At 64.6% G+C, this 26,914-nt stretch carries 23 protein-coding genes and 1 pseudogene; 12 read left to right on the plus strand and 12 right to left on the minus strand.

Going from position 1 to position 26,914, the window contains the following annotated elements; all coding sequences use genetic code 11:
• Window positions 1-18: 18 nt before the first annotated feature.
• From AC07VI_RS20855 to AC07VI_RS20900, 10 genes are all read right to left on the minus strand, one after another.
• Complete coding sequence (locus AC07VI_RS20855; RefSeq protein ID WP_086147023.1) at window positions 19-474, minus strand: TadE/TadG family type IV pilus assembly protein; 456 nt, start codon at window positions 472-474, stop codon at window positions 19-21.
• Entirely contained in the window at window positions 464-1,396 is a 933-nt protein-coding gene (locus AC07VI_RS20860) for a type II secretion system F family protein (protein WP_086147022.1), read from the minus strand. The genes AC07VI_RS20855 and AC07VI_RS20860 overlap by 11 nt, the downstream gene beginning before the upstream one ends.
• 22 nt (window positions 1,397-1,418) lie before the next feature.
• Window positions 1,419-2,393, minus strand: a complete 975-nt coding sequence (locus tag AC07VI_RS20865; RefSeq protein WP_086147021.1) for a type II secretion system F family protein — start codon at window positions 2,391-2,393, stop codon at window positions 1,419-1,421.
• Between the two features lies 1 nt (window position 2,394).
• Window positions 2,395-3,744: a TadA family conjugal transfer-associated ATPase gene (locus AC07VI_RS20870; RefSeq protein ID WP_099375475.1), complete on the minus strand. Its 1,350-nt coding sequence runs from the start codon at window positions 3,742-3,744 to the stop codon at window positions 2,395-2,397.
• A gap of 14 nt (window positions 3,745-3,758) precedes the next feature.
• Window positions 3,759-4,916 (minus strand): CpaE/TadZ family protein, encoded by a 1,158-nt coding sequence (locus AC07VI_RS20875; protein WP_086147019.1) that lies wholly within the window; start codon window positions 4,914-4,916, stop codon window positions 3,759-3,761.
• Window positions 4,917-4,927: 11 nt separating this feature from the next.
• Entirely contained in the window at window positions 4,928-5,212 is a 285-nt protein-coding gene (locus tag AC07VI_RS20880; protein ID WP_086147018.1) for a hypothetical protein, read from the minus strand.
• Window positions 5,205-6,659: a type II and III secretion system protein family protein gene (locus tag AC07VI_RS20885; protein WP_086147017.1), complete on the minus strand. Its 1,455-nt coding sequence runs from the start codon at window positions 6,657-6,659 to the stop codon at window positions 5,205-5,207. Before AC07VI_RS20885 ends, AC07VI_RS20880 begins: the two co-directional genes overlap by 8 nt.
• 52 nt (window positions 6,660-6,711) lie before the next feature.
• Window positions 6,712-7,551, minus strand: a complete 840-nt coding sequence (gene cpaB / locus AC07VI_RS20890; protein WP_099375478.1) for a Flp pilus assembly protein CpaB — start codon at window positions 7,549-7,551, stop codon at window positions 6,712-6,714.
• Window positions 7,548-8,096 (minus strand): A24 family peptidase, encoded by a 549-nt coding sequence (locus AC07VI_RS20895; protein ID WP_086148163.1) that lies wholly within the window; start codon window positions 8,094-8,096, stop codon window positions 7,548-7,550. The genes cpaB and AC07VI_RS20895 overlap by 4 nt, the downstream gene beginning before the upstream one ends.
• 83 nt (window positions 8,097-8,179) lie before the next feature.
• A complete protein-coding gene (locus AC07VI_RS20900) occupies window positions 8,180-8,353 on the minus strand; it encodes a Flp family type IVb pilin (RefSeq protein ID WP_086148166.1) in 174 nt (57 codons plus the stop codon).
• A gap of 432 nt (window positions 8,354-8,785) precedes the next feature.
• On the opposite strand from AC07VI_RS20900, the gene AC07VI_RS20905 reads away from it, so the two are divergent.
• Entirely contained in the window at window positions 8,786-10,807 is a 2,022-nt protein-coding gene (locus AC07VI_RS20905; protein ID WP_086148162.1) for a primosomal protein N', read from the plus strand.
• A gap of 1 nt (window position 10,808) precedes the next feature.
• Here AC07VI_RS20905 and AC07VI_RS20910 read toward each other — a convergent pair whose 3' ends face one another.
• Window positions 10,809-11,699 carry an ArgP/LysG family DNA-binding transcriptional regulator gene (locus AC07VI_RS20910; protein WP_086148161.1) on the minus strand — a complete coding sequence of 297 codons (891 nt, stop codon included), beginning with the start codon at window positions 11,697-11,699 and terminating at the stop codon, window positions 10,809-10,811.
• 129 nt (window positions 11,700-11,828) lie between these two features.
• On the opposite strand from AC07VI_RS20910, the gene AC07VI_RS20915 reads away from it, so the two are divergent.
• From AC07VI_RS20915 to AC07VI_RS20925, 3 genes and pseudogenes are all read left to right on the plus strand, one after another.
• Window positions 11,829-13,277: a dihydrolipoyl dehydrogenase gene (locus AC07VI_RS20915; protein ID WP_086148160.1), complete on the plus strand. Its 1,449-nt coding sequence runs from the start codon at window positions 11,829-11,831 to the stop codon at window positions 13,275-13,277.
• A gap of 164 nt (window positions 13,278-13,441) precedes the next feature.
• The gene (locus tag AC07VI_RS20920) at window positions 13,442-14,563 is read left to right on the plus strand and encodes an HD-GYP domain-containing protein (RefSeq protein ID WP_492991843.1); all 1,122 of its coding nucleotides are present in this window, start codon (window positions 13,442-13,444) and stop codon (window positions 14,561-14,563) included.
• A 650-nt stretch (window positions 14,564-15,213) separates the two neighbouring features.
• Window positions 15,214-15,318, plus strand: a pseudogene (locus tag AC07VI_RS20925) (FxDxF family PEP-CTERM protein); the annotation flags it as partial.
• Between the two features lie 3 nt (window positions 15,319-15,321).
• Here the strand turns inward: AC07VI_RS20925 and AC07VI_RS20930 are convergent.
• Window positions 15,322-15,807: an SRPBCC family protein gene (locus tag AC07VI_RS20930; RefSeq protein WP_086148158.1), complete on the minus strand. Its 486-nt coding sequence runs from the start codon at window positions 15,805-15,807 to the stop codon at window positions 15,322-15,324.
• Window positions 15,808-16,016: 209 nt separating this feature from the next.
• Here AC07VI_RS20930 and AC07VI_RS20935 point away from each other — a divergent pair, with 209 nt between their 5' ends.
• From AC07VI_RS20935 to AC07VI_RS20970, 8 genes are all read left to right on the plus strand, one after another.
• Entirely contained in the window at window positions 16,017-18,077 is a 2,061-nt protein-coding gene (locus tag AC07VI_RS20935) for a UvrD-helicase domain-containing protein (RefSeq protein WP_086148157.1), read from the plus strand.
• Between the two features lie 95 nt (window positions 18,078-18,172).
• Window positions 18,173-18,655: a hypothetical protein gene (locus AC07VI_RS20940; protein ID WP_086148156.1), complete on the plus strand. Its 483-nt coding sequence runs from the start codon at window positions 18,173-18,175 to the stop codon at window positions 18,653-18,655.
• Between the two features lie 101 nt (window positions 18,656-18,756).
• Window positions 18,757-18,975: a SlyX family protein gene (locus AC07VI_RS20945; RefSeq protein ID WP_034753936.1), complete on the plus strand. Its 219-nt coding sequence runs from the start codon at window positions 18,757-18,759 to the stop codon at window positions 18,973-18,975.
• A 154-nt stretch (window positions 18,976-19,129) separates the two neighbouring features.
• Window positions 19,130-21,286: a M3 family metallopeptidase gene (locus AC07VI_RS20950; RefSeq protein WP_492991842.1), complete on the plus strand. Its 2,157-nt coding sequence runs from the start codon at window positions 19,130-19,132 to the stop codon at window positions 21,284-21,286.
• Between the two features lie 224 nt (window positions 21,287-21,510).
• Window positions 21,511-23,661 (plus strand): M3 family metallopeptidase, encoded by a 2,151-nt coding sequence (locus AC07VI_RS20955; protein WP_492991841.1) that lies wholly within the window; start codon window positions 21,511-21,513, stop codon window positions 23,659-23,661.
• Window positions 23,662-23,770: 109 nt separating this feature from the next.
• A complete protein-coding gene (locus AC07VI_RS20960; RefSeq protein WP_034780902.1) occupies window positions 23,771-23,983 on the plus strand; it encodes a VF530 family protein in 213 nt (70 codons plus the stop codon).
• Between the two features lie 11 nt (window positions 23,984-23,994).
• Window positions 23,995-24,273 carry a DUF4404 family protein gene (locus AC07VI_RS20965; protein ID WP_086148153.1) on the plus strand — a complete coding sequence of 93 codons (279 nt, stop codon included), beginning with the start codon at window positions 23,995-23,997 and terminating at the stop codon, window positions 24,271-24,273.
• A gap of 356 nt (window positions 24,274-24,629) precedes the next feature.
• Entirely contained in the window at window positions 24,630-26,891 is a 2,262-nt protein-coding gene (locus AC07VI_RS20970) for a YgiQ family radical SAM protein (protein ID WP_216356412.1), read from the plus strand.
• The last annotated feature ends 23 nt before the right edge of the window (window positions 26,892-26,914 follow it).

A 26,914-nucleotide genomic window follows, 5' to 3' on the forward strand; every position in this document is an offset into this window, starting at 1 on the left:
TTTCCTTCAGTAGGGCGCCTAGCGCAGGCGCGCCGTGGCGCTGTGCTGCAGCCGCAGCGGCGCCGCCAGCCCTGGCAGCAGGGGATAGCCGGCATCGGCCAGCACGTAGCTGGTGCGCACTTCGACATAGGTCCACGGCGCGCTGGCATAGCCGGGACACTTGCCGTTGCCGGCATACGGGCTGCCGTCGGCGCAGCGCTGGCGTATGGTCACGTCGGGCATGGCCATGCCGGGCGCGTCGTGCAGGGCGTCGCGGCGCGCGGCGGCGGCGATGCGCGCCGTGTCCTGCGTCTGGCCGGCCTGCGCGAACTGCACGCCGGCGCGCGCCGCACTGACCAGCGCCATCTGCAGGTAGTACAGCCGGCTCATGCCCGCGATGCCGAGGAAGATCAGCATCAGCAGGGGCATCAGCAGGGCCAGTTCGACGGCCGCCACCCCTTGCTGGCGCACATGCGCGCGGGCCTTAGCCGGCATCGCGCAAGGCCGGCAGCAGCAGGCGGTAGATTTGCAGGAAGGCCGGTCCCATCAGCACCACCAGCAGCGAGGGAAAGATAAAGAAAATCAGCGGAAACAGCAGTTTCAGGGCGATTTTCGCCGCCTGCTCCTCGGCCCCCTGGCGCCGCCTGGTGCGCAGTTGTGCGGACTGCACGCGCAGCGAGGCGCCGATGCCCGTGCCGAAGCGTTCGGCCTGGATCAGCATGGTGACGAGGGCGTCGACGTCTTCCACGCCCGTGCGCAAGGCCAGGTTGCGCAAGGCTTTTTCCTTGTTGCTGCCGGCGCGCAGTTCCAGAGTGACGAGCGTCAGTTCTTCGCTCAGCACCGCGCTTTTCAGCACGATTTCGGCGGCCACGCGGGCCAGCGCCGCATCCATGCCCAGACCCGCTTCGACGCAGACCGTCATCAGGTCCAGCGCGTCAGGAAAATTTTCGAAGATGTCGCGCTGGCGCTGCTTGACCATGTGCGCCAGCGCCACGTTGGGCAGGTAATAGCCGGCGGCCATGGCGATGAGCAGGCACAGCACCAGCGTGCTGCCACCTGACTGATGCAGCAGGAAGAAGACGGCGGCCGGCAACGCCAGCGCCAGGGTCGTCTTGGCGGCGAAGAACAGCAGCGGCGCGGCGTTCGAGCGCAGGCCCGCGTGCATGAAGCGGCTGCGCAGCGGCGAGCCTTCCCAGTTTTCGGCGGGCGAGGACAATTTGCCCAGCGGTACGGCCAGGCGCAGCAGGCGCGCCAGCCAGCGCCTGCCGCCGGCCTTGCGCCCTGGCGCATGCGCTTCGGCCAGCGCGGCCAGGCGCGATTGCAGGGTCGGCGAAGCGAACGGGCGCAGCAGCAACAGCATGGCGCCGAAGGCGGCGCAAAAGGTCAGCGCCAGGAACAGCAATTGCAGAAAACTCATGACCATCCTTTCGGGAAAAATCTCAGATGCGAATGCGCGTGACCTTGCGAATTATCAAAATACCCAGCGCCATCATCACGCCGGCCGTGGCCAGCATCTTGCGTCCGCCGCTGTCCAGGTACAGCACGCTCAGAAAATCGGGATTGGTCAGCTGCATCATCAGCGCCACGGCAAACGGCATCAGCCCCAAAATCCATGCCGACATGCGGCCCTCGGCCGACAACACGCGGATTTGTCCCAGCAGCTTCAGGCGGTCGCGGATGATGGCGCTGATGCTGCCCAGCAACTCCGACAGGTTGCCCCCCGTTTCGCGCTGGATCAGCACGGCGACGACAAAGTAGCGCAGGTCGGTGCTGGGCACGCGGCTGGCCAGGTTGCCCAGCGCATCGCTCATGGCCACGCCAAAATTGACTTCATCGAAGACGGCGCGAAATTCGCTGCCCAGCGGCGCCGCCATTTCATCGCCGACCATTTTCAGCGCCGTGGGAAAGGCGTGGCCGGCGCGCATGGCCCGCCCCATCAGGTCGAGCGCATCGGGCAACTGCTGTTCGATGCGCCGGAGCCGTTGCTGCTGCGCGCGGCGCAAGTGCAGCAGGGGCAGCGCGGCGCCCAGCGCGCCCAGGCCCGCCAGCAGGGACAGGGGCAGCCCCAGCAGCGCACCCAGCAGCAGTCCGCCCAGCAGGCTGGCCAGGCACCAGCCCAGCAGCTGGGCCACCGTCTGCTGGCGTCCCGCCTGCAGCAGCAGGCGGTCCAGCACGGCCGCCGGCGGCAGCGCCTGCAGCGCGCGCTGCAACAGCGGATGGCGGGCCAGCAGGCGCTGCTTGCTGATCGACAGGGCGGGATGGCTGTCGGCGCTGCCCCTGCTGGCATTGCGCACGCGCTGCGCCACGCGCCCGGGCGCGCGGTTGCGCATGCCGCGCCAGGCCAGGTAGACGCCGCTGGCCAGCAGCAGGGCGGCGCTGAAGACCAGGGTGCCGAAGAGGAACAGGGAGGCCATCTCAGCGTCCCTGCCGCGTCGGTTCGAACAACTGGGCCGGCACCGTGATGCCGAACGTGTGCAGGCGTTCGAGGAAGCGCGGCCGGATGCCCGTCGAGGAAAAATGCCCGAGCACGGTGCCGCCGTCGCCCACGCCCGTCTGGCGGAAGCTGAAGATTTCCTGCATGGTGATCATGTCGCCTTCCATGCCCGTGATTTCCTGGATCGAGGTGACCTTGCGCTTGCCATCCGTCAGGCGCGACACCTGCACCACCACGCCGACTGCCGAGCTGATCTGCTGGCGCATGGCCTTGCTGGGCAGGCTGGCGGCGGCCATGCTGATCATGTTTTCCAGCCGCGTGATGGCGTCGCGCGGGGTATTGGCGTGGATGGTGGCCATCGAGCCTTCGTGGCCCGTGTTCATGGCGCCGAGCATGTCGAGCGCCTCGCCGCCGCGCACCTCGCCCAGGATGATGCGGTCGGGACGCATGCGCAGGGCATTGCGCACCAGCGCGCGCTGCGTCACCTCGCCCTTGCCCTCGATATTGGGCGGGCGCGTTTCCAGGCGCACCACGTGCGGCTGCTGCAGTTGCAGCTCGGCCGCGTCTTCCACCGTGACGATGCGCTCGGTGGCGCCGATGAAGCCGGAAATGACGTTGAGCATGGTGGTCTTGCCGCTGCCCGTGCCGCCCGAGATCAGGATGTTGATCTTCGCCTTGCCCAGGCCCTGCAGGATTTCCGCCATGCCCGCCGTCATGCTGTCGTAGGCCACCAGGTCGGCCAGGCGCAGCGGATCGGCCGAGAAGCGCCGGATCGACATCACGGGGCCGTCGATGGCCAGCGGCGGGATGATGGCGTTCACGCGCGAGCCGTCGGGCAGGCGCGCATCGACCATCGGGCTCGATTCGTCGATGCGGCGGCCCACGCGCGAGACGATCTTGTCGATGATTTTCATCAAATGCGCGTCGTCGCTGAAGCACACGTCCGTCAGCTCCAGCTTGCCGCGCCGCTCCACGTACACGCGCTTGTGGGTGTTGACGAGGATATCGGACACGCTGGGGTCGGCCAGCAGCAGTTCCAGCGGCCCGAAGCCCAGCATTTCGTGCTGGATGTCGCGCGTCAGGTTCTTGCGTTCGAGCTCGTTGATGACCACGGCCTCTTCTTCCAGCAGGCGCTCGACCAGCAGGCGCAGCTGTTCGCGCACCTGCTCGGGCGCGAGGCGCTGCAGGTTTTCCAGGTCCACGCGGTCGAGCAGGATGGCGTGGATGCGCTGCCTGAGCAGCTGGTAGGCGCGGTTGTCGATGGTGCCGGCGCGCTGGTGCGTGTGCAACTGGCCCAGCCGTTCGCGGATCGGGATGGTGACTGCGTTCATGGTGTTGTCCTTGCTCAGGCGCGGCGCAGCAGCCGGCCCAGCCAGCCGTCCTGCGCGGCGATGGGGGCCGCGCCGCTCAGGCGCCGGGCGAATTCCTGCAGCGCCCGCGTGATGGGGCTGGCGGGGGCCAGCTGCAGCACGGGGATGCCCTGGTTGACGGAGGCGGCCGCCGCTTCATAGTGGTTGGGCACGGTCATGTAGACATCGCTGCCGTAGGCCGTCACCAGGTCGTACACGCTGATTTCGCTGCCCCTGTCGTGGCGGTTGACGACCAGGTGGATTTTTTCCATCGGGTAGTCGAGCGACTGAAAGACGTCGAGCAGGCGCTTGCCGTCGCGGATGTAGGGCAAGGTGGTTTGCAGCACGGGAAATATCATGTCGGCCTGGTCCAGCGCGCGGATGCTGATCGCATCGAGGCTGCGGCCGATGTCGAGCACGATGAAGTCGTAGTGCTGGCGCGCCAGCCTGAGGATGGCGTCCACGTGCTCCGGCTTGACGTCGTTGGCCAGCGTGGGGTCGTCGGGCGCGGCCAGCACGCCGTAATTGGGCAGGACATTGAGCATGCTCGAGGCCAGGAACGACGGGTCGAGGCGGTGGATCTGCTGCGCCACGTCGGCCAGCGTGGCCAGAGGTTTCTGGTCGGAAACAAACAGCGAGGCGTCGCCGAACTGCAGGTTCATGTCGATCAGCGCCACGCGGCTGTCGCCCTGCGCCGCCAGCGCATAGGCCAGGTTGGTGGCGAGGAAGGTGGCGCCGCTGCCGCCCTTGCACGAGATAAAGGCCAGCAGCTTGCCGTTGGCGTCGCTGCGCCGCTGCAGTTTTTCCTCGATGCGTTCGATGGCCTGGTACAGGCAGCCGGGCGGGGCCGGATAATCGATCACTTCGCGCACGCCGGCGCGCATGGCTTGCAGCAGGAAATCCGGCGTGTGGTGGCGGCACAGCAGGATGAAGGCGATGCGCGGCTGCTGGTTGCCCAGCCGTTCCACGTTGTCGAGGTCGCCAGCTTCGATATTCGGCTGGTCGACGATCACCACGTCCGGGGCGCTGCCCGCGGGCAGCCTTTTCAGCGCGCCGGCCAGGGTGTCGACCTGGTACGCGGGGTTGCGGCTGCGCAACAGCGCGGCGATGCCGGCCAGGCTTTTTTCGTCTCTCGATATGACGGTGATGTGCACGGTGGCCCTCCCTAGCGCTTGCTGACGCCGATGGTCAGCTCCTGCGCCGGCGCCGGCGGGCTCTGGAACGAGTCCTGGTAGCGCTGGAAGGCGGCCACGCCGGCGCCGCCGTCGATGCCGCCGCGTGCGGCCAGGCGGCTTTGCTCGCGCGCGGCCGCGTCCGGCTGCAGCACTTGCCGCGCGTGCGCCTGCCGCACGCTGTCGCCGAACTGGCTGTCGAGCCGTGGTGTCTGCTGCACGCAGCCGCCCAGCGCGGCGGCGGCCAGCAGGGAAAGAAAGCGGGGAAAATCAATCATGTTGCTGCTCCGGTTGTGTTGCGGCCGCCGCCGTGGCGGGCGGCGCCCTTCCTTCCATTTTTCCGCGGATGAAAAAGTCGGCCCGCGACGGTTCCACATAGCCATCGGTGGGCAGCGGCGGCACGGCCGGCAGCGGTTTCACCAGGTGCGGCGTGACAATGAAGACCAGCTCGCTGCGGTCGCTCTGGAAGTCGCTGCTGCGGAACAGGGCGCCCAGCACGGGGATCTCGCCCAGCATGGGCAAGGCCTTGATATTCGTCGTTACATTGTTCTTGATCAAGCCGCCGATGGCGAAGCTCTGGCCATCGAACAGTTGCACCGTGGTGGCCGCGCGCCGCGTGGTGAACGAGGGCAGCAAGGCGGTGGCATTCGTGCCGCCCGCGCTCAGGCCGATGCCGTCCTTGTTCAGTTCGGAAACCTCCGGCGCCACCTTCAGGTTGATGCGTCCGCCATCGAGCACGGTGGGCGTGAATTTGACGGCCACGCCATATTCCTTTTCTTCCAGGGTGATGGTGGGCGTGCCGCCACTGTTGTTCTGGCTGACGGGAATGAAGACCTTGCCGCCGGCCAGGAAACTGGCTTCCTGGCCGCTGATGGCCATGATGGTCGGTTCGGCCAGGATTTTCACGAGGCCGTCGCGCTTCTGCGCGTCGATGCTGACGAAGTTGCCATTCTTCTTGTTGAACGCCTCGATCAGGCTGCGGTTGCCGCTGAGCAAGTTCGACAGCAGCGAGTGCGTCCAGTTGCCGACTTGCACATTGACGCCCAGGCTGGCGCCCAGCTGGTCGACGAGGCTCTTCGACACTTCGGCGATCTTCACTTCCAGCATCACTTGCTGGGGCGCGGCAATGGCCAGCATATTGATCACCTTGATGCCGGCGCCGCTGGCGGCAGGCATGGCGGCGCCAGCCGCGCCCGAGGCGCCGGTGCCGCTGGCGCGCTCCGCGTACGATTGCGCCAGGGACAAGATCTGGCTGGCCTTGACGGCGTCGGCCACGGTGCCCGACAGGACCAGCGTGTCGGCCGCCGCATGCAGGGCGATCTGCGTCTCGTCGGGGAACAGCTGCGTCAGCTGCAGGCGCAGCGCCCCCGTGTCGATGGTCACGCCGAGGTCGATGATGGTGGCTTGCTTCGCGCGGTCCCACAGGATCAGGTTGGTGGTGCCGGGACGCTTGCCCAGCAGATAGACTTCGCTGGCATTGAGCAGGATCACGTCGGCGACGGCGGTGTCGCCCACGGCCAGGCGGCTGGCCGCGAACGGCAGGCGCAGCAACTGTGATTTGCCGGCCGACAGGCTTACCAGGCGGGGCAGGATGGCGGCGGAGGCCGCTGGGGCCGCTGTCGCCTGCCGGGCCACGTCGGCCTGCGTCTTGGGCGTCCTGGCGGCGGCTGCCTGGCCCGGCAGCAAGCTGGCAGCCAGGGCCAGCAGCAGGGCCGGGTGTTTCATGATGTGTCTCAATTGCTTCCCCAATCTGTACTGGAATGCGTGTGTGGAATGGTCATCGGAGTTGCTGGGCGCTGCGCTCCAGGCCCTTGATGACTTCGATGCGCTCGCCGGCCGCGCGCGCCGGCGGCACTGGCGCGGCCGGGCGCCTGGCCGCGGCCACGGGCGCCTTGGCGGGCGGCTTGAGGTCGAGCAGGGTGGACCTGGTGGCGCCGTCCGTATTGACGGGCTTGTCTTCGATCTGGTTGCGCAGCACCAGCGACAGCGTGCCCACGCTGCGCGCCAGGTCGAGTTTTTCCGCCTGCTCCGGCGTCAGTTCCAGGGTCACCGCATTGACCACCTTGGGCTTGGTGTCGTCGCGGCTCGACTCCTGGGCGATGGCCAGCACGAGTATGCGTTCGAGCACGATCTTGGAAATGGCCGCGTCGCTGGCCTGCGTGCGTTTCTTCTCCGCTTCGTCCTGGGTATGGACCAGCACGTCGACGAAGTTGCCGGGCAGGGCGAAGCCGGCCACGCCCACCACGTCGTTGACGCGCACCGTCATGGCGCGCTTGCCGTCGCCCAGGGCGGCGGACAGGCCGCCCACCGTGCCGGCGGGGGCGAGCTTGCTTTCCAGAACCGGTTCACCGCGGCCGATATTGCTGCGCGCAACCCGTGCCTCCAGCAGCCGCGGGTCGCCGATGGCGCCCGGCGGCAAGGCGCCGGCCGGCCAGTCCACCAGCGTGATCATGTTGGGCGCCAGGCGCGCGCCCAGGCTGATGTCGGCGCTGGCGACGGCCACCTTGCTGCTGCCAGGTGCCGCTTGCGCATTGATCCAGCGCAATGCCACCAGGACGGCGGCCAGGGCCACGACGAAGGCCAGCACGATCAGCGCGATGGCGCGGGTATGTCTCATGAAAAGCTCCAGAAAAAGGACAGGGCGGTGCCGGCCGCGATGGCGATCGCATAGGGCAGGCTGCCGCTGGCGGCCTGGGGCGCATCGAGCCGGGCATTGCCGCCGCTGACGCCGCGCAGCAGGCTGTGGAACAGCATGCGGCAGCTGTTGGCGAGGACCTGGCGCAGCACGCCCGTGCAGGCGGCCACCAGCAGGGACAGCACGCCGCCTGCCAGCAAACTCAGCACGGTAGCCCACAGCACGGCCTGGGGGCCGAGAAACGCGCCCGCCATGGCCATCAGCTTGACGTCGCCGGCGCCCAGCGCGCGCAGCATGTACATGGGCAGCAGCAACGCCAGGCCCAGCGCCAGGCCGGCCAGCGCGGCCGGCAGGCCCAGGCCGCCGGCGGCGGGCGTGAGCACGGCGTGCAGCAGCAGGGCCGCCAGCGCGCCGCCAAAGACCAGGCCGTTCGGTATGCGGCGGCTGCGCACGTCATGCCAGACGGCGCCAGCCAGCAAGGCGCACAGCAGCACGGCGGGAACGGTAAGCGGGAAAAGGGAAGTCATCGGTATGCGGCGGCGTAGCCAGGTGCGGACAGGACGGGGCAGGATGCCGGCCCGGCGGGACGGCATCTGCAAAGATCGCGTGCTTACGGTTTGGCGGCGGGCATTTGCGCGCTGACCGCTTCGAATGCCGATTTGATCTGTCCACCCAGCGTCTTGACGGCGGCGGCCAGGGCCACGGCGATCAGGGCGGCGATCAGGCCGTATTCGATAGCCGTGACGCCGTCTTCGTTGCGGATGAAATTCTTGATAGCTTGCATGATGGTTCCCTTGTGGTAGTGGTGGGGTAGGTCGTCGTTGCCAGCCAAAACGCCAGGCAGATCGATGGTTTGCATGAGCGGTTCCGGCAGGCTGGCGTTGCTTTTATTGCTACAAAATTGCCGAAGCGCCCACTATAGTCGGGACCGCTTTGACGGACATCACACAAAGGTCACTTTTGGCCTGGTACATTCGGCCCCTTTTTGCGGCGCGGGCACAGGACATTCGTACCAGGGGCCGCAGCCGCCCTGGCTTTCCCGTAACACTGTTATTTTTGGTGATAATTCAGATAACTTTCATGGCGGCCGCCCGTGCCGCGCTAGGCGTTTGCGGGACAGACCAAGTATCATGGCCGGCTGGCCCGCGGGGCCGGAACCTGATGCGGCACCGCGCGCCGCGCCGCGCGCGTTTTTTTATTGAGATAGGCTAGACCGATGGCGCAGTGCATCCTGAAAATCGCGCTCGACACACCGCTGAACGCCCTGTTCGACTACGGCTGGAACGGCGACGATGCGCCGCTGCCGCAGGTGGGGCAGCTGGCGCTGGTGCCGTTCGGCCGGCGCGAAGTGATGGGGCTGATCGTCGGCGTGTCCGGCAGCACCGATGTGCCCGCCGCGAAACTGAAGGACGTGCTGGCCGTGCGCAGCCAGCTGGCGCCCCTGTCGGAGCAATGGCTGGCGCTGGCCGCCTTCGCCGCCGATTACTACCAGCGCCCGCTCGGCGAAGTGGCGCTGCCGGGCTTGCCGAAGAATCTGCGCGTGCTGACCACCGTGGCGCTCGACCGCGCCATCAAGAAGCTGGGCAAGCTGGCCGACGCGCACGACGGCACGCCGCTGAACATGCCGGCCCTGAATGCTGCCCAGCAAGAGGCGGCGGACGCCATCGGCGGCGCCCGGGGCTTCAAGCCGACCTTGCTGTACGGCGTGACGGGCAGCGGCAAGACGGAAGTGTATCTGCAAGCGTGCGCCCAGGTGCTGGCGCGCGAGGACGATGCGCAAATCCTGATTTTAGTGCCGGAAATCAACCTGACGCCCCAGCTGGAAGGCAATATCCGCGCGCGCTTTCCTGGCGTCATGCTGGCCACCCTGCACAGCAGCCTGTCCGAAGGCGAGCGCATGCTGCACTGGCTGGCCGCCCACCAGGGCCAGGCGCGCATCATCCTCGGCACGCGCTTGGCCATCCTGGCGTCCTTGCCGAAATTGAAATTGATCGTCATCGACGAGGAGCACGATCCTTCCTACAAGCAGCAGGAAGGCTTGCGCTATTCGGCGCGCGACCTGGCCGTGTGGCGCGCCTGGCAATTGCAGATACCCATCGTGCTCGGTTCGGCCACGCCGTCGCTGGAAAGCTGGCACCATGCGCAGACGGGGCGCTACCGCAAGCTGGAATTGCGCGAACGGGCGGTGAAAAATGCGGTATTGCCGCGCGTCAAGATTCTCGACATGGAGCGCGACAAGCCGAAGGACGGCCTGACGTCGCACCTGGTGGCGGCGTTAAAGCTGCGCATGGAGCGCGGCGAGCAGTCGCTGCTGTTCTTGAACCGGCGCGGCTATTCGCCCGTCATCTGCTGCGAATCGTGCGGCTGGATCAGCAATTGCACGCGCTGCACCTCGTTCATGGTGCTGCACAAGCCCGAACACCGGCTGCGCTGCCACCATTGCAGCCTGGAACTGCGCATCCCCCGCCATTGCCCCACCTGCGGCAATGTCGACCTGCAGCCGCTGGGACGGGGCACGCAGAGGGTGGAAGAGGGCTTGCAGCAATTGTTTCCGGAGGCGCGCATCTTGCGCATCGACGCCGATTCCACGCGCAAGAAGGGCAGCGCGCAGGAAGCGTTCGACACCGTGCACCGGGGCGAAGTGGACATTCTGATCGGCACGCAGATGGTGGCCAAGGGGCACGATTTCAAAAAGCTGACCCTGGTCGGCATTTTGAACCCGGACACGGCCCTGTTTTCCCAGGATTACCGGGCCAGCGAACGGCTGTTCGCGCAATTGATGCAGGTGGCGGGCCGCGCCGGGCGGGCCGCGCAGACGCAAGGCGGCAGCGTGTCCGAAGTGCTGATCCAGACGCGCTATGCGCGCCATCCGCTGTACGACGCCGTCGTCAACCACGATTACGACCACTTCGCCACCACTTTGCTGGAAGAGCGGGCCCAGGCAGCGCTGCCGCCCTACCTGTTCCAGGCCCTGCTGCGCGCCGAAGCCCCGGAGCTGGCGACGGCCATCGAATTCCTGCAGGCGGCCAAGGAATGCATGGAACACCCGCAAGTGACCATCAATGACCCGATTCCCATGAGCATGACGCGCGTCTACAACGTGGACCGCGCCCAGCTGCTGCTGGAATCGCCCTCGCGGCCGGCCTTGCAGGCATTTTTGAAAGAATGGTTACGTGAGTTGCGCGCCATGAAGACGCGCGTGAAATGGTCGCTGGAAGTGGACCCGCTCGATATCTGACTTAAGCCAGGTAGTCGCGCCCGGCCTTGATGATCTGCTCGGACAGCAGCTTGGTGAACGGCGTGTCCAGGGTCCACGCATGCCAGCTCAGCGGTAAGTCCAGGGTGCGGCCCGGCAGCAGATCCACGAGGCGGTCCGTCGCCAGCGCCGGCGCGGCCAGGCGCTGCGGCATCAGGCCGTAGGCCAGGCCATCCTGGACGCAGGCGCGGCGCGCCGCTTCCACCGGCAAAGTGTGGTGCGGAAACGGTTCGCGCATGCTCAATTGTTCCGCCAGGAAACGCGCCAGCAAGCCGTGCTGGCCCACGACGGCCGGCGCCAGCTGCACCGCCTCGGCAATAAAGCCATCGCCGAACCAGTGACCGGCAAACACGGGCGTGGCCACGCAGACATAGCGCAAGGTGCCCAGCGGCGTGACGCTGGTGGCGGCCGCCGCGTCGATCGCCGTGCCGGACTCGGCCGCCACGCAGCCGAACACGGAGCCGTCGCGCACCATCTGCAGGGCGCTGTCGCTGTCGGCCAGGCGCACGTCGAGCTGGCAGCGGGGCGGCGCCAGCAGGGCGGGCAAGGTGTCGGGGAACCAGGTGGCCAGGCTGTCGGCATCGATGGCGATGGCGATTTCCGGCATGCTGACGCTGTTGCCCAGGTCGATGTCGAGCGAGGCCTCCATCAGCTTGACGTTGCGGTGATGCACGATCAATCGCTGGCCCAGTCCCGTCGGCACGGCCGGCTGGCCACGGATGATCAGCAAGCGCCCGCTGGCGTCTTCCAGCGCCTTGATGCGCTGCGAGACGGCCGACTGGGTGATGCCCAGCGCCAGGGCGGCCTTGTCGAAACTGCCATGGCTGGCCACGGCGTCCAGCACGGCCAGCGCGCGATAATCGAGTGATCCCATTAGCTCAGCTTATAAATTTTGAAAATGATTAGTTATACTAATGCATATATTGCTGCAATGTAAAACCTTATTTTCAGCAAACGGGTAGTATCGAACGCTGTGAGCAACCTCAGTGGGATGGACAGCACTATGCAGACGATACAAGTGGATGTGGCCGTGATCGGCAGCGGCACGGCCGGCATGACGGCGCACAAGGCGGCGCGCATGGACGGCAAGCGCGTGCTGATGATCGAAAGCGGGCCATACGGCACGACCTGCGCGCGCGTGGGCTGCATGCCCAGCAAGCTTCTGATCGCGGCGGCCGAGGCGGCCCATGCGGTGGCCGCCGCACCGGCGTTTGGCGTGCATCCCGGGCCCGCGCGCATCGACGGCCGGCAAGTGATGGCCAGGGTGCGCAGCGAGCGCGACCGCTTTGTCGGCTTCGTGCTCGACGGCGTCAACGCCATTCCCGACGAGGAAAAACTGCGCGGCCATGCGCGTTTTATTTCCCCCGGTAAATTGCAGGTGGATGAGCATACGCTTGTCGAGGCCAGCAGCGTGGTGATCGCCACCGGTTCCACGCCCATCGTGCCGCCCGAGTGGCGGGCGGCGGGCGACAGAGTCATCACCAGCGACGCCGTGTTCGAATGGACGGACTTGCCAAAGTCAGTCGCCGTGGCCGGCAGCGGCGTCATCGGTCTGGAACTGGGCCAGGCGCTGGCGCGGCTGGGCGTGCGCGTGACGGTGTTTGCGCGCGGCAATAAGGTCGCGCAGCTGACGGACCCGCTGGTGCTGCGGGAGGCCGATGCCGTGCTGGCGCGCGAACTCGATATCCGTTTCATGACCCAGGTCGCGCACGTGGCAAAAACGCCGGACGGCGGCGGCATCCTGCTGACCAGCCGCGACGACGCGGGCGTGGAAAAAACCGAGCAGTTCGAGTATCTGCTGGCGGCCATCGGCCGCCGCCCCAATGTGGACCATATCGGCCTGGAAACGGCGCAAATCGAGCTCGACCGTCACGGCATCCCTCTGCATGACCCGCACACCATGCAGTGTGGCAACAGCGCCATCTTCATCGCGGGCGACGCCGACAACGCCTTGCCGCTGCTGCCCGAAGCGGCCGACGAGGGCCGCATCGCCGGCGACAACGCGGCGCGCTTTCCTGACGTCAAGCCTGGCTTGCGCCGCACGCCGCTGGCGATCGCCTTCACGGAGCCGCAGATCGCCACCGTGGGCGCGACCTACCAGCAGCTGTGCGCGAGCCATGCGGGGCGCTTTGCCGTCGGCGCCGTATCGTTCGGCAACCAGGGCCGCAGCCGCGTGATGCTGCAGAACCAGGGCCTGCTGCGCGTGTATGCGGAGTTCGGCAGCAAGCGTTTTCTCGGCGCCGAGCTGATCGGCCCGCGGGCGGAACACCTGGGCCACTTGCTGGCCTGGGCTTGCCAGGCGCAGCTGACGGTGCCCGCCATGCTCGACATGCCGTTCTATCACCCCGTCATCGAGGAAGGCGTGCGCACGGCCTTGCGCGAGCTGGCGCTGCACCTGGAAAAGGATCCGGAGCACGCACCGGGCTGCGCCGACTGCTCGCCCGGCGTCTGATGCAATTTTGATATTTACACAATTGTGTAGACAAGCTCACATGATTGCGCGATCATCGCTGCCACATTGAAATATTGATTAAAAGCAAAAAACATTTCAAATGGTTCATGCCCACGATGCCCCGATGGTACAAACAGGCAGTGGCAAGCGATGACGGAGACGATGTGAAGATTCGGCGCATTTTTGCGGGGGAACTGGCGCTGGGCCTGGCCCTGCCCTGGGACGTGCATGGCGAAACGGGCGGCTTGCTGGCCAGGCTGGGCCATGTCATCACGAGCGAGTCGCAGATCGCACTGCTGCTGGCGCGCGGCGTCATCGCCGATACCAGCGAGGATGCGCCGCGCGCGGCCAGGGAGGCGCCGTCGGCCCTGCGCATGCTGAACCAGGCCACCACGGGACTGGCGCTGGTCTTGCCGGCCATCGCCGCCGGACAAGTTGTGGCGCAGGAACAACTGGCGCCGCTGGCGCAACTGGTGGAAGAGGCCGTTGCCCTTGACGCCGACGTGGCGCTGGCCTGCATCCTGCACAATCAGGGCGCGGGCGGCTTTGCCGTGCGCCACAGCGTCGACACGGCCGTCATCGTCACCCTGCTGGCCAGGGCGCTGAAGCAGGACGGCGCGTCCTTGCGCAGCATGCTGCTGGCCGCGCTGAGCATGAACGTGGGCATGCTGGAACGCCATGCGCATTTCCAGCACAAGGCGGGGCCGCTCGATGTGCCGGAGCGCGCCTATATCCGCGCCCATCCGCAAGCGGGCGTGAACCTGCTGCGCGCGGCCGGCGTGACGGACGCCGTCTGGCTGCAGGCGGTGCTGCAGCACCATGAGAATATCGATGGCAGCGGCTATCCGCTGGGCATCACGGGCGAGCAGATCGGCATCGGCGCCCGCCTGATCATGCTGGCCGACCGCTACTGCGCGCGGGTCTCCGCGCGCAGCTACCGCAAGCCCCTGTTGCCGAACGCGGCCCTGCGCGAGATGCTGTCGGCGGACAAGGCCACGCTCGACGCGCCGCTGGCCTCCCTGCTGGTGCGCGAACTGGGCATCTACCCGATCGGCACCTTCGTCAAGCTGCTGAACGGGGAAATCGGCGTTGTCACGCGCAAGGGCTTGAACGCCACCACGCCGCATGTGCAGTCGCTGGTGGGACCGCGCGGCGCGCGCCTGGACGTGCCGCTGCGGCGCGACACGCGCGTGGACTTGCACGCCATCCGCGAAGTGCTCAGCGCGGAGCAGGCAGGCTTGCGCTTTCGCCCCGACCAGCTGTGGGGCAGCAGCGCGCGGGCATGATGTATCATTTATGGCATTCAATTTGCAATAATAGTAATTATTAAATTGCAATTAATGCGGAAAATTATTACTATCGGTTTTCCAATGATGCATACCACATTGGCGGCCGATGTCCGCGGGAGTTCGCCGAACTCTGGCGTCCGACGTCGGCTGAACGTCATCCTGCCAGGAGCTTCGCGATGAAAAAACTGATTTGTCTGATGGCCTTGTCCGCAACCGCCTGGTTGTCCAGCGCACAGGCGGCCAGCGTGTATTCCGCTGACCACAGCGGCCTGGGCGCGATTGCCAGCCCGGGTCAATTGAGCGATACCTTCAATGCCTCCGCTGGTGCCGCCGTGCTCAATTTCGAACTCCAGGGCTACCTCAGTCTCGACGGCGCCAACAACGGCTACACGGACACCTTCAGCCTGATCGTCAATGGCGCCACGCTGTTGACGGGGAGCTGGGACCTGGGCGGCGGCGGCGTGAACGTGCTGTACTTCAATCCGAACAATGCCGTCGTCCATGCCCATGCCACCGGCTACTTCGGCGGCGGCAAGGCCAGCGTGGAAATCCCGATTGCCTTGCTGGGCGGCAGCAACACCATCACCTATTCCTACACGGGCGCGGCCCAGGGCCTGGGCGACGAGGGCTGGGGCATCAATGGCGTGAACGTTTCGGCCGTGCCGGAACCGGGCACCTATGCCATGCTGCTGGCCGGTCTGGGCCTGGTGGGCTGCATGGCGCGCCGCAGGGCAGTGAAAAAAACCGCGTAACGGTCAATTCAACAGACCCGCATCGAGGCGGCCTTCGGCCGCCAGCTCGCGCATGATGCGCACCGTGTCGATGTCGGACTCCTTGTAGGCGGAACGGCGGAAGTCGTCGTACAGGGCGTTGGCCGCATCGGTGGCCGCGTCGTGACCGTCGTCGTACTGGAAGCGCACCCACAGGCTCGCTTCGTCGGGCATCTCGATGGTCATCACCAGCGAGGACGCGCTGATATCCTGTTGCGCCGGCACTTCATAGCGCACCTGCAGTTGCGGCACCAGCACCACCTTGTCGTTGATGACCAGTTCGCCGTAGCGCAGGCTGCGCGCGAAACCGGCATCGCAGCGCTCGCTGATGTGGCACTCGTCCAGGTGCGGCACGAACAGCTTCGGCGATTCGGCGCGCAAGACGAGGCCGCGCCAGACCTGCTCCAGGGTCAGGGTGTCGATCAGCGGGTTCAGCGGATCGTTGATTTCAATCAAGTGTTCAAATTTCATGGGACTGCCATTCGGTAAGTTGGCGCGCAAGGGCGATATAGGCGGAATGGTACTCCAGGCGTGGCCGCGCCGCACGCCCGGGAAGGCCGAAGATGGCGCCAGATGGCGATATATCAATGCCGCCGCCTGTTTTTCAGGCAGATCTTGCCGTGCAAAAGGCGGGCGCGACGCTGTTACAATGGGCTGCTGTTCCCTGCGGAAATACCCTGATGTCCAAAGCGCCACAATTCGGTCTGAATGCTCCCCAAAGCGAAGCGGTAACCTACCTAGACGGCCCTTGCCTCGTCCTGGCCGGCGCCGGTTCGGGCAAGACGCGCGTGATCACGCAAAAGATCGCCCACCTGATCGAAGACCGGGGCTACGACCCGCGCACCATCGCCGCGCTGACCTTCACCAACAAGGCGGCGCTGGAAATGCAGGAACGCATCGCCAAGCTCCTGAAACAGCCGCGCCAGGCCAAGCAGCTGACGGTGTCGACCTTCCACTCGCTGGGCGTGAAAATCCTGCGCCAGGAAGCCAATGGCGTGGGGCTGAAGGACCGCTTTTCCATCATGGACAGCGACGACTGTTTTTCCCTCGTGCAAGACCTTGCCATTACCACCGATAAACAGGTGATACGCGGCATCCAGAACGCCATGTCGCTGTGGAAAAACGGCCTGATCGACCCGGACATGGCCCTGGCGCAGGCCAAGGACGAGGATGAAGCGAACGCGGCGCGCATCTACCGCAGCTATGTGGCAACGCTCTCCGCCTACCAGGCCGTCGATTTCGACGATCTGATCCGCTTGCCCGTGGAACTGTTCCGCAACAACGGCCCCGTGCGCGACAAGTGGCAGCGCCGCTTGCGCTATCTGCTCGTCGATGAATACCAGGATACGAATACCTGCCAATACGAACTGGTGAAACTGATGGTGACGGGCATCGGCAAGAAGCCGATGTTTACGGCCGTGGGCGACGATGACCAGGCGATCTATGCGTGGCGCGGCGCCACCGTGGAAAATTTGAAAACGCTGGAAACGGATTTTCCCGATTTGCGCGTGATCAAGCTGGAGCAGAATTACCGCTCCACCATGCGCGTGCTGAACGCGGCCAATGCCGTCATCGGCAACAATCCCAAGTTGTTTGAAAAGTCGCTGTGGTCCGAGCACGGCCTGGGCGAACCGATCAAGGTGCTGGGCATGCAGACGGACGAGCAGGAGGCGGAGCAGGTCGCCATCATGATCTCGGCCGACCATTTTGAACGCAAGAACAAATTTTCCGACTACGCCATTTTGTACCGGGGCAACCACCAGGCGCGCATCATCGAGCAATGTCTGCGCAAGGAACGCATCCCATACACGATTTCGGGCGGCCAGAGTTTTTTTGATAAGGCCGAAATCAAGGACATCATCAGCTACCTGCGCCTGCTGGCCAACGAGGACGACGACCCGGCCTTCATTCGCGCCGTGACGACGCCGCGCCGCGGCGTGGGCCAGTCGACCCTGGAGGTGCTGGGCGCGTTCTCGGGGCAGTGGCAGTGCTCGCTGTTCCAGGCCGTTTTTAAAGGCGGCATCGAGGCCAAGCTGACGGACCGCCAGCTGGGTCCCCTGCGCGACTTTTGCAACTTCATCAACGACCTCGAATCGCGCGCCAGCCGTCCCGGCGCGGCCGGCAGCGGCGACAACGCGGCCGAAGTGCTGGACGACATGATGAAGGAAATCCACTACGAATCGTATCTGTACGATGCCTTCGAGGAACGGCAGGCGCAAAGCAAGTGGCAGAACGTGCTCGAGTTCGTCAACTGGCTGAAGGAACGGGGCCGGGGCGGCAAGGACCGCGACGGCGAAGAAAAGAACGTGCTGGAACTGACGCAGATGGTGGCCCTGATGACCATGCTCGAAGGCAAGGACGAGGAGCAGGACGCCGTGCGCATGTCCACCCTGCACGCGTCGAAAGGGCTCGAGTTTCCGCACGTATTCCTGGTTGGGGTGGAAGAGGGCATCTTGCCGCACAAGGGCGACGCGGACGCGCCGGCCGAAACCATCGCCGCGCGCATCCAGGAAGAGCGACGGCTGATGTATGTGGGCATTACGCGGGCCCAGCGCACCTTGCACGTTACCTGGTGCAAGAAGCGCAAGCGGGCCGGCGAGCAAGTCCATTGCGACCCGTCGCGCTTCATCAAGGAAATGCAGCTCGACGTGGGCGACGCCGTGCCGACGGAGGCGGAAGTGATTTCGCCGAAAGAACGTCTGGCGCGCATGAAGGCGCTGCTGGCCGCGCCGAAAGGCTAGTGTCGCATGCCGGCGGCGGGTGCCGCCACCACCGTTTTTCCTGCAAATGGTACGGCGGTGCTATACGGAGTATCTTCCACTTTTTTGAGGCTGCCATGACCCATCCATTTGAAGCTCCGCTGACCTTGTCTTCGCTGACCCGTCCCGCGCTACTGTTCACCTTGAGCAGTGCCGTCGCCGGTTTGGGCTGGTGGCGGGGCGACTCGCGCTGGCCCGCCTTGGCGTTCCAGCTGTTGTCCGGCTTCGGCTATCCGGCCTTGCTCACAGTCCTGGCCATGCTGCTGCTTAGCGTGATGGCCATCAAGTGCAAGGGTAGGCTGGCGCGGTTTGCCTACAATGATTTTTACAATCTCTGGCGTTATGCGCAAGCCACGCTCACACGTATCATCGCGGTCTTTGCCGGCATGATAGCGGTCGCCGCGGCGTGCTGGGCGTCTACGGGGAGCGCCAGCGCCATGCAGGTGGTTTTGTATGGCACCGTGTTATTGGCCATGGTGGTGTATTACCTGCTGGGCCTGTCCAGTATGGCGGCTGCCCTGGCGCTGCGTGGCCTGCCTGCCGACCTATCCGCGAAATAGAACCTGGTCACGCTCTGCATCGTTGTCTACCGGCACGATGCGGTCTGCGTGAAGGCAGGCGTTAAAATGCCCCCTTTCAGTCAGGAATCACCGAGAGCACCATGGACAATGCAGAACAGATGGAAGTACGTTTCGTCGATATCGAAATCAAGCTGGCGCAGCAGGAAGACCTGGTCGAGTCGCTGAACCAGATGGTGTACCAGCAGGGCAAGCGCATCGATCAATTGGAAGCGATGCTGCACAAGCTGGGCGAGCACGTGCGCGACGGGGCGCAGCAGGCGAATGGCGGGCTGGTCAACGAACGTCCGCCGCATTATTAAATCGGCATCGTAGTGCGGGGCGCATGAAAACCGTTCATCACTGGCAGGCGCGCTACCACCGGTAGTTGCTGGTGACGCAAGTGTGTCAGGCTGTTATTATTTCAGGCTGGCCCGCGACACAATCGCGGCTCTCTTGCGTTCCTTGAAAGAAGACATGACCCGTCCAACTATGCTCGTCATCGCCGCCAGCCTGATGCTGGCGCCAGCCGCCGCCGCTTTTGCCGCCACCGCCGCCACCACCGTGCCTGCCGCTACCGCAGCCTTGCCCGCCTCGAACCCGTTTGCGCAGGCCAGCAGCCTGCCATTCCAGTATCCGCCGTTCGACAAGGTGCAGGACGCCGACTACGCGCCCGCCTTTACGGCAGGCATGGCCGCCAACCTGGCGGAAATCAACGCGATTGCGAATAATCCGAAAGCGGCCACCTTCGACAACACCATCGTGGCCATGGAACGCTCTGGCCAGTTGCTGGGCCGCGTGCGCACCGTGTTTTCCGTGATGTCCGGTTCGAACACGAATGAGACGATCCAGGGCCTGGAACGCGAACTGGCGCCGAAGATGGCGGCCCACAGCGACGCGGTCATGCTCAACGACAAACTCTTCAAGCGTATCGACACCCTGTACGCCAAGCGCGGCAAGCTGGGCCTGGATGCGGAATCGAAACGCTTGCTGGAACGCTACCACACGGACTTCGTGCGCGCGGGCGCCAAGCTGTCGGCGGCGGACAAGCAAAAGCTGCGCGCCTACAACGGCCAGCTGGCTGCCCTGTCGACCAAGTTCGCACAGAACGTGCTGAAAGAATTGAACGCGTCGGCCGTCGTCGTCGACACGCGCGAAGAACTCGACGGCCTGTCGCCGGCCGCCATCGAAGTGGCCGCCGGCCTGGCCAGGAAGCGCGGCCTCGACGGTAAATACGTGATTGCCCTCGTCAACACGACGGGCCAGGCGCCGTTGTCGCTGCTGACCAACCGCGCCGTGCGCGAACGCATCATGGCCGCCTCGCAAGCGCGCGGCAGCCGTGGCGGCGAGTTCGACAACACCGCCGAAGTGCTGGAACTGGCAAAGCTGCGCGCCGAACGGGCCGCGCTGATGGGCTACCCGAACTACGCTGCTTACTCGCTGGAAGACCAGACGGCGCACGACACCACGGCCGTGAACGCCCTGTTGGGCGAACTGGCCAAGCCGGCCGTCGTCAATGCACGCCGCGAAGCGGACGATATCCAGAAGGTCATCGATGCAGGCAAAGGCGGCTTCAAGGTGGGCGCCGCCGACTGGGCTTTCTATAGCGACAAGGTGCGCGCCGAACGCTACAACTTTGATGAAACGCAACTCAAACCGTACTTTGAAATGCAAAGCGTCTTGACCCGTGGCGTGTTCTTTGCCGCCGGTAAATTGTACGGCCTCACTTTCAAGCAGCGCACCGACTTGCCCGTCTACACGGCCGACATGCTGGTGTACGACGTCTTCAACGAAGACGGCACGCAGCTGGCCATCTTTACGCTCGACCCTTACGCGCGCAGCAACAAGCGCGGCGGCGCCTGGGCGAATGCCTACGTGGGCCAGTCGACCTTGCTGAACCGCAAGCCGGTGATCGCGAATAACCTGAACATTCCGAAGCCGGAAGCGGGCCAGCCGACCCTGATGACGTTTGACGAAGTCAACACCATGTTCCACGAATTCGGCCATGCGCTGCACGGCATGTTCTCGAACGTAAAATACCCGCGCTTCGCCGGCACCAGCGTGCCGCGCGACTTCGTCGAATACCCGTCGCAAGTCAATGAAATGTGGGCGCTGTGGCCGGAAGTGCTGCAAAACTACGCCAAGCACTATCAGACGGGCGCGGCCATTCCGGCCGAGCTGCTGGCGAAAGTGACGGCGGCCGACAATTTCAACCAGGGCTACAAGACCACGGAATACCTGGCGTCGGCCTTGCTGGACCAGCGCTGGCACCAGCTGACCCCGGCACAGATCCCCACCGACGTGCTGGCGTTTGAAAAGGCCGCCTTGACGGAAGCGGGCGTCGATTTCGCCCCGGCGCCGCCGCGCTACCGCACCACGTACTTCTCGCACGCCTTCGCGGGCGGCTATTCGGCCGGCTATTACGCGTATCTGTGGTCGGAAAAGCTCGATGCCGACACGGTCGAGTGGTTCAAGGAAAACGGCGGCCTGACGCGCAAGAACGGCGACTGGTTCCGCAATAAGCTGCTGTCGCGCGGCGGCAGCGCCGATGCGCTCGACATCTACCGCAACTTCCGCGGCCGCGATGCGAAGATCGAGCCGCTGCTGGAGCGCCGTGGCTTGAACGGCAAGTAATCCCCCGTCACCGGCCTGGCCGGTGCTGAACATCGATGGCCGCCCCGCAACGGGCGGCCATTTTTATTTGGCGATTTTCCCCATAAACCGTGGTAAACCGCGCAGTTGGCGTGATGCACCACAGGATCGCCCATGTTGGATGACGCCCGTGTGACAGGCTGCTATGATCTGCCACTGGCCCGCGACGCGATCGCGGCTCTTCCCCGCGCTTTCTGAAAGATGTCATGATCCGTCCACAACTGCTCGTCATCGCCGCCAGCGTCATGCTGGCCCACGCCGCCCCATCCGCCATGGCCGCCGCCGCGAAATCCGCACCGGCCGCCGCCATCAGCGCCCAGAACCCCCTGTTGAAAGCGAGTCCGCTGCCGTTCCAGATGCCGCAATTCGGCCTCATCAAGGACGAGCACTACGCGCCGGCGTTTGCCGAAGGCATGAAACGCCAGTTGGCCGAAGTCAACGCGATTGCCAGCAACCGCCAGCCGGCCACGTTCGAGAACACCATCGTCGCGCTGGAACGCACGGGGCAGCTGCTGCACCGCGTGCAGAGCATCTTCAGCAACATGACCTCGACCAACACGAACAGCGTGCTCGAAGCGGTGGAAGTGGATGTGTCGCCGAAACTGGCCGCGCATGGCGACGCCATCACGCTCAATCCAAAACTGTTTACCCGCATCGACACCCTGTACGCCAAGCGCGACAAGCTGGGCCTCGATGCCGAATCCCTGCGCCTGCTGGAACGCTATCACACGGACTTCGTGCGCGCCGGCGCCAGGCTGTCTGATGCGGACAAGGAAAAACTGAAAGCCTACAACGCCGAGCGGGCGGGCCTGGAAACGGCTTTCGCGCAAAACGTGCTGAAGGAAACGAATGCGAAGAGCATCGTCGTCGACACGCGTGCCGAGCTGGCCGGCATGACGGACAGCGATATCGACACGGCGGCGGCCGCCGCCAAGGAGCGGGGCTTGACGGGCAAGTTCGTCATCGCCCTGGTCAATACCAGCGGCCAGCCGCCGCTGGCCGTATTGACGGACCGCAAGACACGCCAGCGCCTGATGGACGCCTCGCTGAACCGGGGCAGCCAGGGCGGCGAGTTCGACAACCGCGCCATCGTGCTGAAACTGGCGAAACTGCGCGCCGAACGGGCGACCTTGCTCGGTTACGCCAACTACGCCGCGTATGCGCTGGAAGACCAGACGGCCAAGACGACGACGGCCGTCAATACCCTGCTGTCGGAACTGGCCAAGCCGGCCGTCGCCAATGCGCGCCGCGAAGCGGCCGACCTGCAGCAAGTGGTCGATGCGGAAAAAGGCGGTTTCCAGGTGGCGGCGGCCGACTGGGCCATCTACACGGACAAGCTGCGCAAGCAGCGTTTTAACTTTGATGAAAACGAGCTGAAACCGTATTTGGAACTGAACAGCGTGCTGAACAACGGCGTCTTCTTTGCCGCGAACAAGTTGTATGGCATCAGTTTCAAGGAACGGAAGGACTTGCCGGTGTACAACCCGGACGTGCGCGTGTATGACGTTCTGGATGCCAATGGCAAGCCGCTGGCCCTGTTCATCGCCGATTTCTATGCGCGCGGCAACAAGCACGGCGGCGCATGGATGAATGAATATGTGTCGCAATCATCGCTGATGGGCACGCATCCCGTCGTCGCCAACCAGTTGAACATTCCGAAGCCGCCCGCCGGCCAGCCGACGCTGTTGACGTTCGATGAAGTGACGACCATGTTCCACGAATTCGGCCATGCGCTGCACGGCATGTTTTCGAACGTGAAATACCCGCGCTTTGCCGGCACCAGCGTGCCGAGCGACTTCGTCGAATACCCGTCGCAAGTCAATGAAATGTGGGCCGTCTGGCCGGAAGTGCTGCAAAACTATGCCAAGCACTACCAGAGCGGCGCGGCCATGCCGCAGGAATTGCTCGACAAGGTCACGGCGGCGAAGAAATTCAACCAGGGTTTCATGACGACGGAGTACCTGTCGGCGGCCCTGCTGGACCAGCGCTGGCACCAGCTGGCGCCGAGCCAGCTTCCGACGGACGTGCTGGCCTTTGAAGCGGCATCGCTGAAAGACGCCGGTGTCGACTACGCGCCCGTGCCGCCGCGCTACCGCACCACGTACTTCTCGCACAGCTTCTCGGGCGGCTACTCGGCAGCCTATTACGCCTACCTGTGGTCGGAAAAGCTGGACGCGGAATCGGTCAACTGGTTCAAGGAAAACGGCGGCCTGACGCGCAAGAACGGCGACTGGTTCCGCAGCAAATTGCTGTCGCGCGGCGGCAGCGTCGATGCGCTGCAGCTGTTCCGTGACTTCCGCGGCCGCGACGCCACCGTGGAACCGCTGCTGGAACGCCGCGGCTTGAACGCGAAGTAAGCCGTCCTCATCAGAAGCTTGCGTTGCGTTGACATGGCGCACGCAAGCTTTCCGTGCCGGCGGCGTAGAATTGAGTAAGATGTAGACAAGAAGGCAGTCGAAAGAGTATATGAGTCAGCAAGATTTGAATGGCATTACCCTGGAAGGTATCGTGACGCGCCTGCAGGCCCACTACGGCTGGGACGGCTTGGCCAAGCACATCGATATCAATTGCTTCATCAGCGATCCCAGCATCAAGTCGAGCCTGAAGTTTTTGCGCAAGACCCCGTGGGCCAGGAGCAAGGTGGAACAGCTGTACCTGGACACGCAATTTACTGACTGACAGGAAAAAACATGGATAGCAAACTCAAGGAATCGTTACAACAGCTGCATTCGACGCTCGAAACCAGTGGCCCCGTCGATGAAGAACTGCATGGTTTGCTGCAAAAACTCGATGTCGACATCAAGCTGCTGATGGAAAAGCGCGCCGCCCAGCTGGACGAGGAAGAATCGACCACCTACGGCCTGGCCGAGCGCAGCCAGGAATTGTCGGCCAAGTTTGCTGTCAAGCATCCGAAACTGGAGCCGGCGCTGCGCGAACTTGGCGAGATTCTTGCCAATATGGGGATTTGATGCACCTCTGAAAACCTACTGCGCAGCCCACTGCCGGGCATCCGTTGCTCACCGTACCTTCGTACGGCTCCGCTACTCAACCCGGCATTGAGCTTGCTCGCTACGGTTTTGAGAGGCGCCGAGACGATGTTGATGCAATGATAAAAACTGCTCCTCAGTCACAATTTCTCGATAGAAATTCCCCAAGTGATTGAAAAATAAACGTTTTTTGTACTGAAATCCAACAGTAAAAAGCAGGCCGTCAGGTTGGAAATGGCCAATTCCGGTACAATCCGTACCCTATGAGCTCCCCTACCAATTTATTTGCGACCGTTCCCAAGCGGTCTGCCCGCGCTGCCGTGGCGCCTTTCCTGCCGATGTCGCGTGCCGAGATGGACGCGCTGGGCTGGGACCAGTGCGACGTCATCCTCGTCACGGGCGACGCCTACATCGACCATCCGAGCTTCGGCATGGCGTTGGTCGGCCGCCTGCTCGAAGCGCAGGGTTACAGAGTCGGCATCATCAGCCAGCCGGACTGGCTGTCGGCCGACGCCTTCCGCATCCTCGGCAAGCCGCGTTTGTACTATGGCATTACCGCCGGCAACATGGATTCCATGGTCAACCAGTACACGGCCGACCGCAAGATCCGCTCCGACGACGCCTACACGGCGAATGCCGAACCGAACAAGCGCCCGGACCGCGCCGTCACCGTCTACGCCCAGCGCGCGCGCGAAGCGTATTCCGACGTGCCCATCGTCATCGGCAGCATCGAGGCGTCCTTGCGCCGCATCGCCCATTACGATTACTGGTCGGACAAGGTCCGCCGTTCCGTCTTGCCCGATTCCAAGGCTGATTTGTTGATTTTCGGCAATGCCGAGCGGGCGCTGGTCGACCTGACCCACCGCCTGGCCGCCGGCGAACACATCAAGGATATCCGCGACCTGCGCGGCACGGCCTTCATGGTGCCGTCCGGCTGGCTGCCCGGCGACGACTGGGGCGTGCACAATTCCACCCGCGTCGACGTGCCCGGCAAGATCGACCCGCACTACAGCCCCTACGAGATGGTGCAGGAAGACAAGACCGCGTGCGCCACGGAAAATGCATCGAAATCGGCCGAAGTCATCAAGCCCATCCGCATCATGAGCCGCGAAGAGCGCCTGGCCATGGCCAAGGAAAAGCACGACAAGACCGTCGTGCGTCTGCCGTCCTACGATGTCGTCAAGGATGACCCCGTCATGTATGCGCACGCCTCGCGCGTGTTCCACCTGGAATCGAATCCCGGCAATGCGCGCGCCATGGTGCAGGCGCACGGCGAACGCGACGTGTGGCTCAACCCGCCGCCGCTGCCGCTGGCCATGGACGAGATGGATGGCGTGTACGACATGAATTACGCGCGCGCCCCGCACCCGAGCTATGGCAAGGCGCACATCCCCGCCTGGGAAATGATCCGCTTTTCCGTCAACATCATGCGCGGCTGCTTCGGCGGCTGCACCTTCTGCTCGATCACCGAACATGAGGGCCGCATCATCCAGAGCCGCTCGGAGCCGTCGATCCTGCGTGAAATCGAGCATATCCGCGATAAAACCAAAGGCTTTACGGGCACCATTTCCGATATGGGCGGCCCGACGGCGAATATGTACCGCCTGGCCTGCAAGGAAAAAGAGATCGAAGTGTCGTGCCGCCGCCTGTCCTGCGTGTACCCGTCCATCTGCGTCAACCTGGGCACGGACCACAGCAAGCTGATCTCGCTGTACCGCAAGGCGCGCGCCATTCCTGGCATCAAGAAAGTGCTGATCAGCTCGGGCTTGCGCTACGACCTGGCCGTGCGTTCGCCCGAGTACGTCAAAGAGCTGGTGACGCACCACGTCGGCGGCCTCTTGAAAATCGCGCCCGAGCACACGGAAGAGGGCACCTTGTCGAAGATGATGAAGCCCGGCATCGGCGCCTACGATGAATTCAAGGAAATGTTCGACCGTTTCTCGCTGGAAGCGGGCAAGAAGCAGTATTTGATCCCGTACTTCATCGCCGCCCATCCGGGCACGACGGACCTGGACATGCTGAACCTGGCCCTGTGGCTGAAGAAAAACAATTTCAAGCTGGACCAGGTGCAGACCTTCATGCCCACGCCGATGGCCATGGCCACGACCATGTATCACACGCGCAAGAACCCCTTGCGCAAGGTCACGGCAGACTCGGAAGTGGTGGAAACGGCGCGCAGCGGCAAGATCCGCCGCACGCATAAGGCCTTCCTGCGCTACCAGGACCCGGCCAACTGGCCGATCTTGCGCGAAGCGCTGGTCAACATGGGCCGTGGCGACTTGATCGGTAATGGCGACAAGCACCTGATTCCCGCCTGGACGTCGTCGGAGTCGGGCGGCCTGGCCGCCGGCGAACGCAGCCGCCAGACGCATGGCGCCGGCACGCCGGACAAGTTCAAGGTGGCGCCAGGCAAGAGCCGCATCGCCCTGGGCGGCACGGCAGCGGCGCCGAAGGCGACAGCCGTCGAGTCGAAAGTGCGTCCGTCGATCTTGTCGACCATCAAGACGAAGGCCAAGCCGGCCGCCGCGCCCATGGGCCGTGGCGGCAAGCCGCCGGCCAAGGCCAGCCATGCCGCGCCGGCGCGGGGCGGACGCAAGTAAGCGCTCGCACCGATCCCGGCCTG

Source organism: Janthinobacterium sp. GW821-FHT03A03, assembly GCF_059421435.1.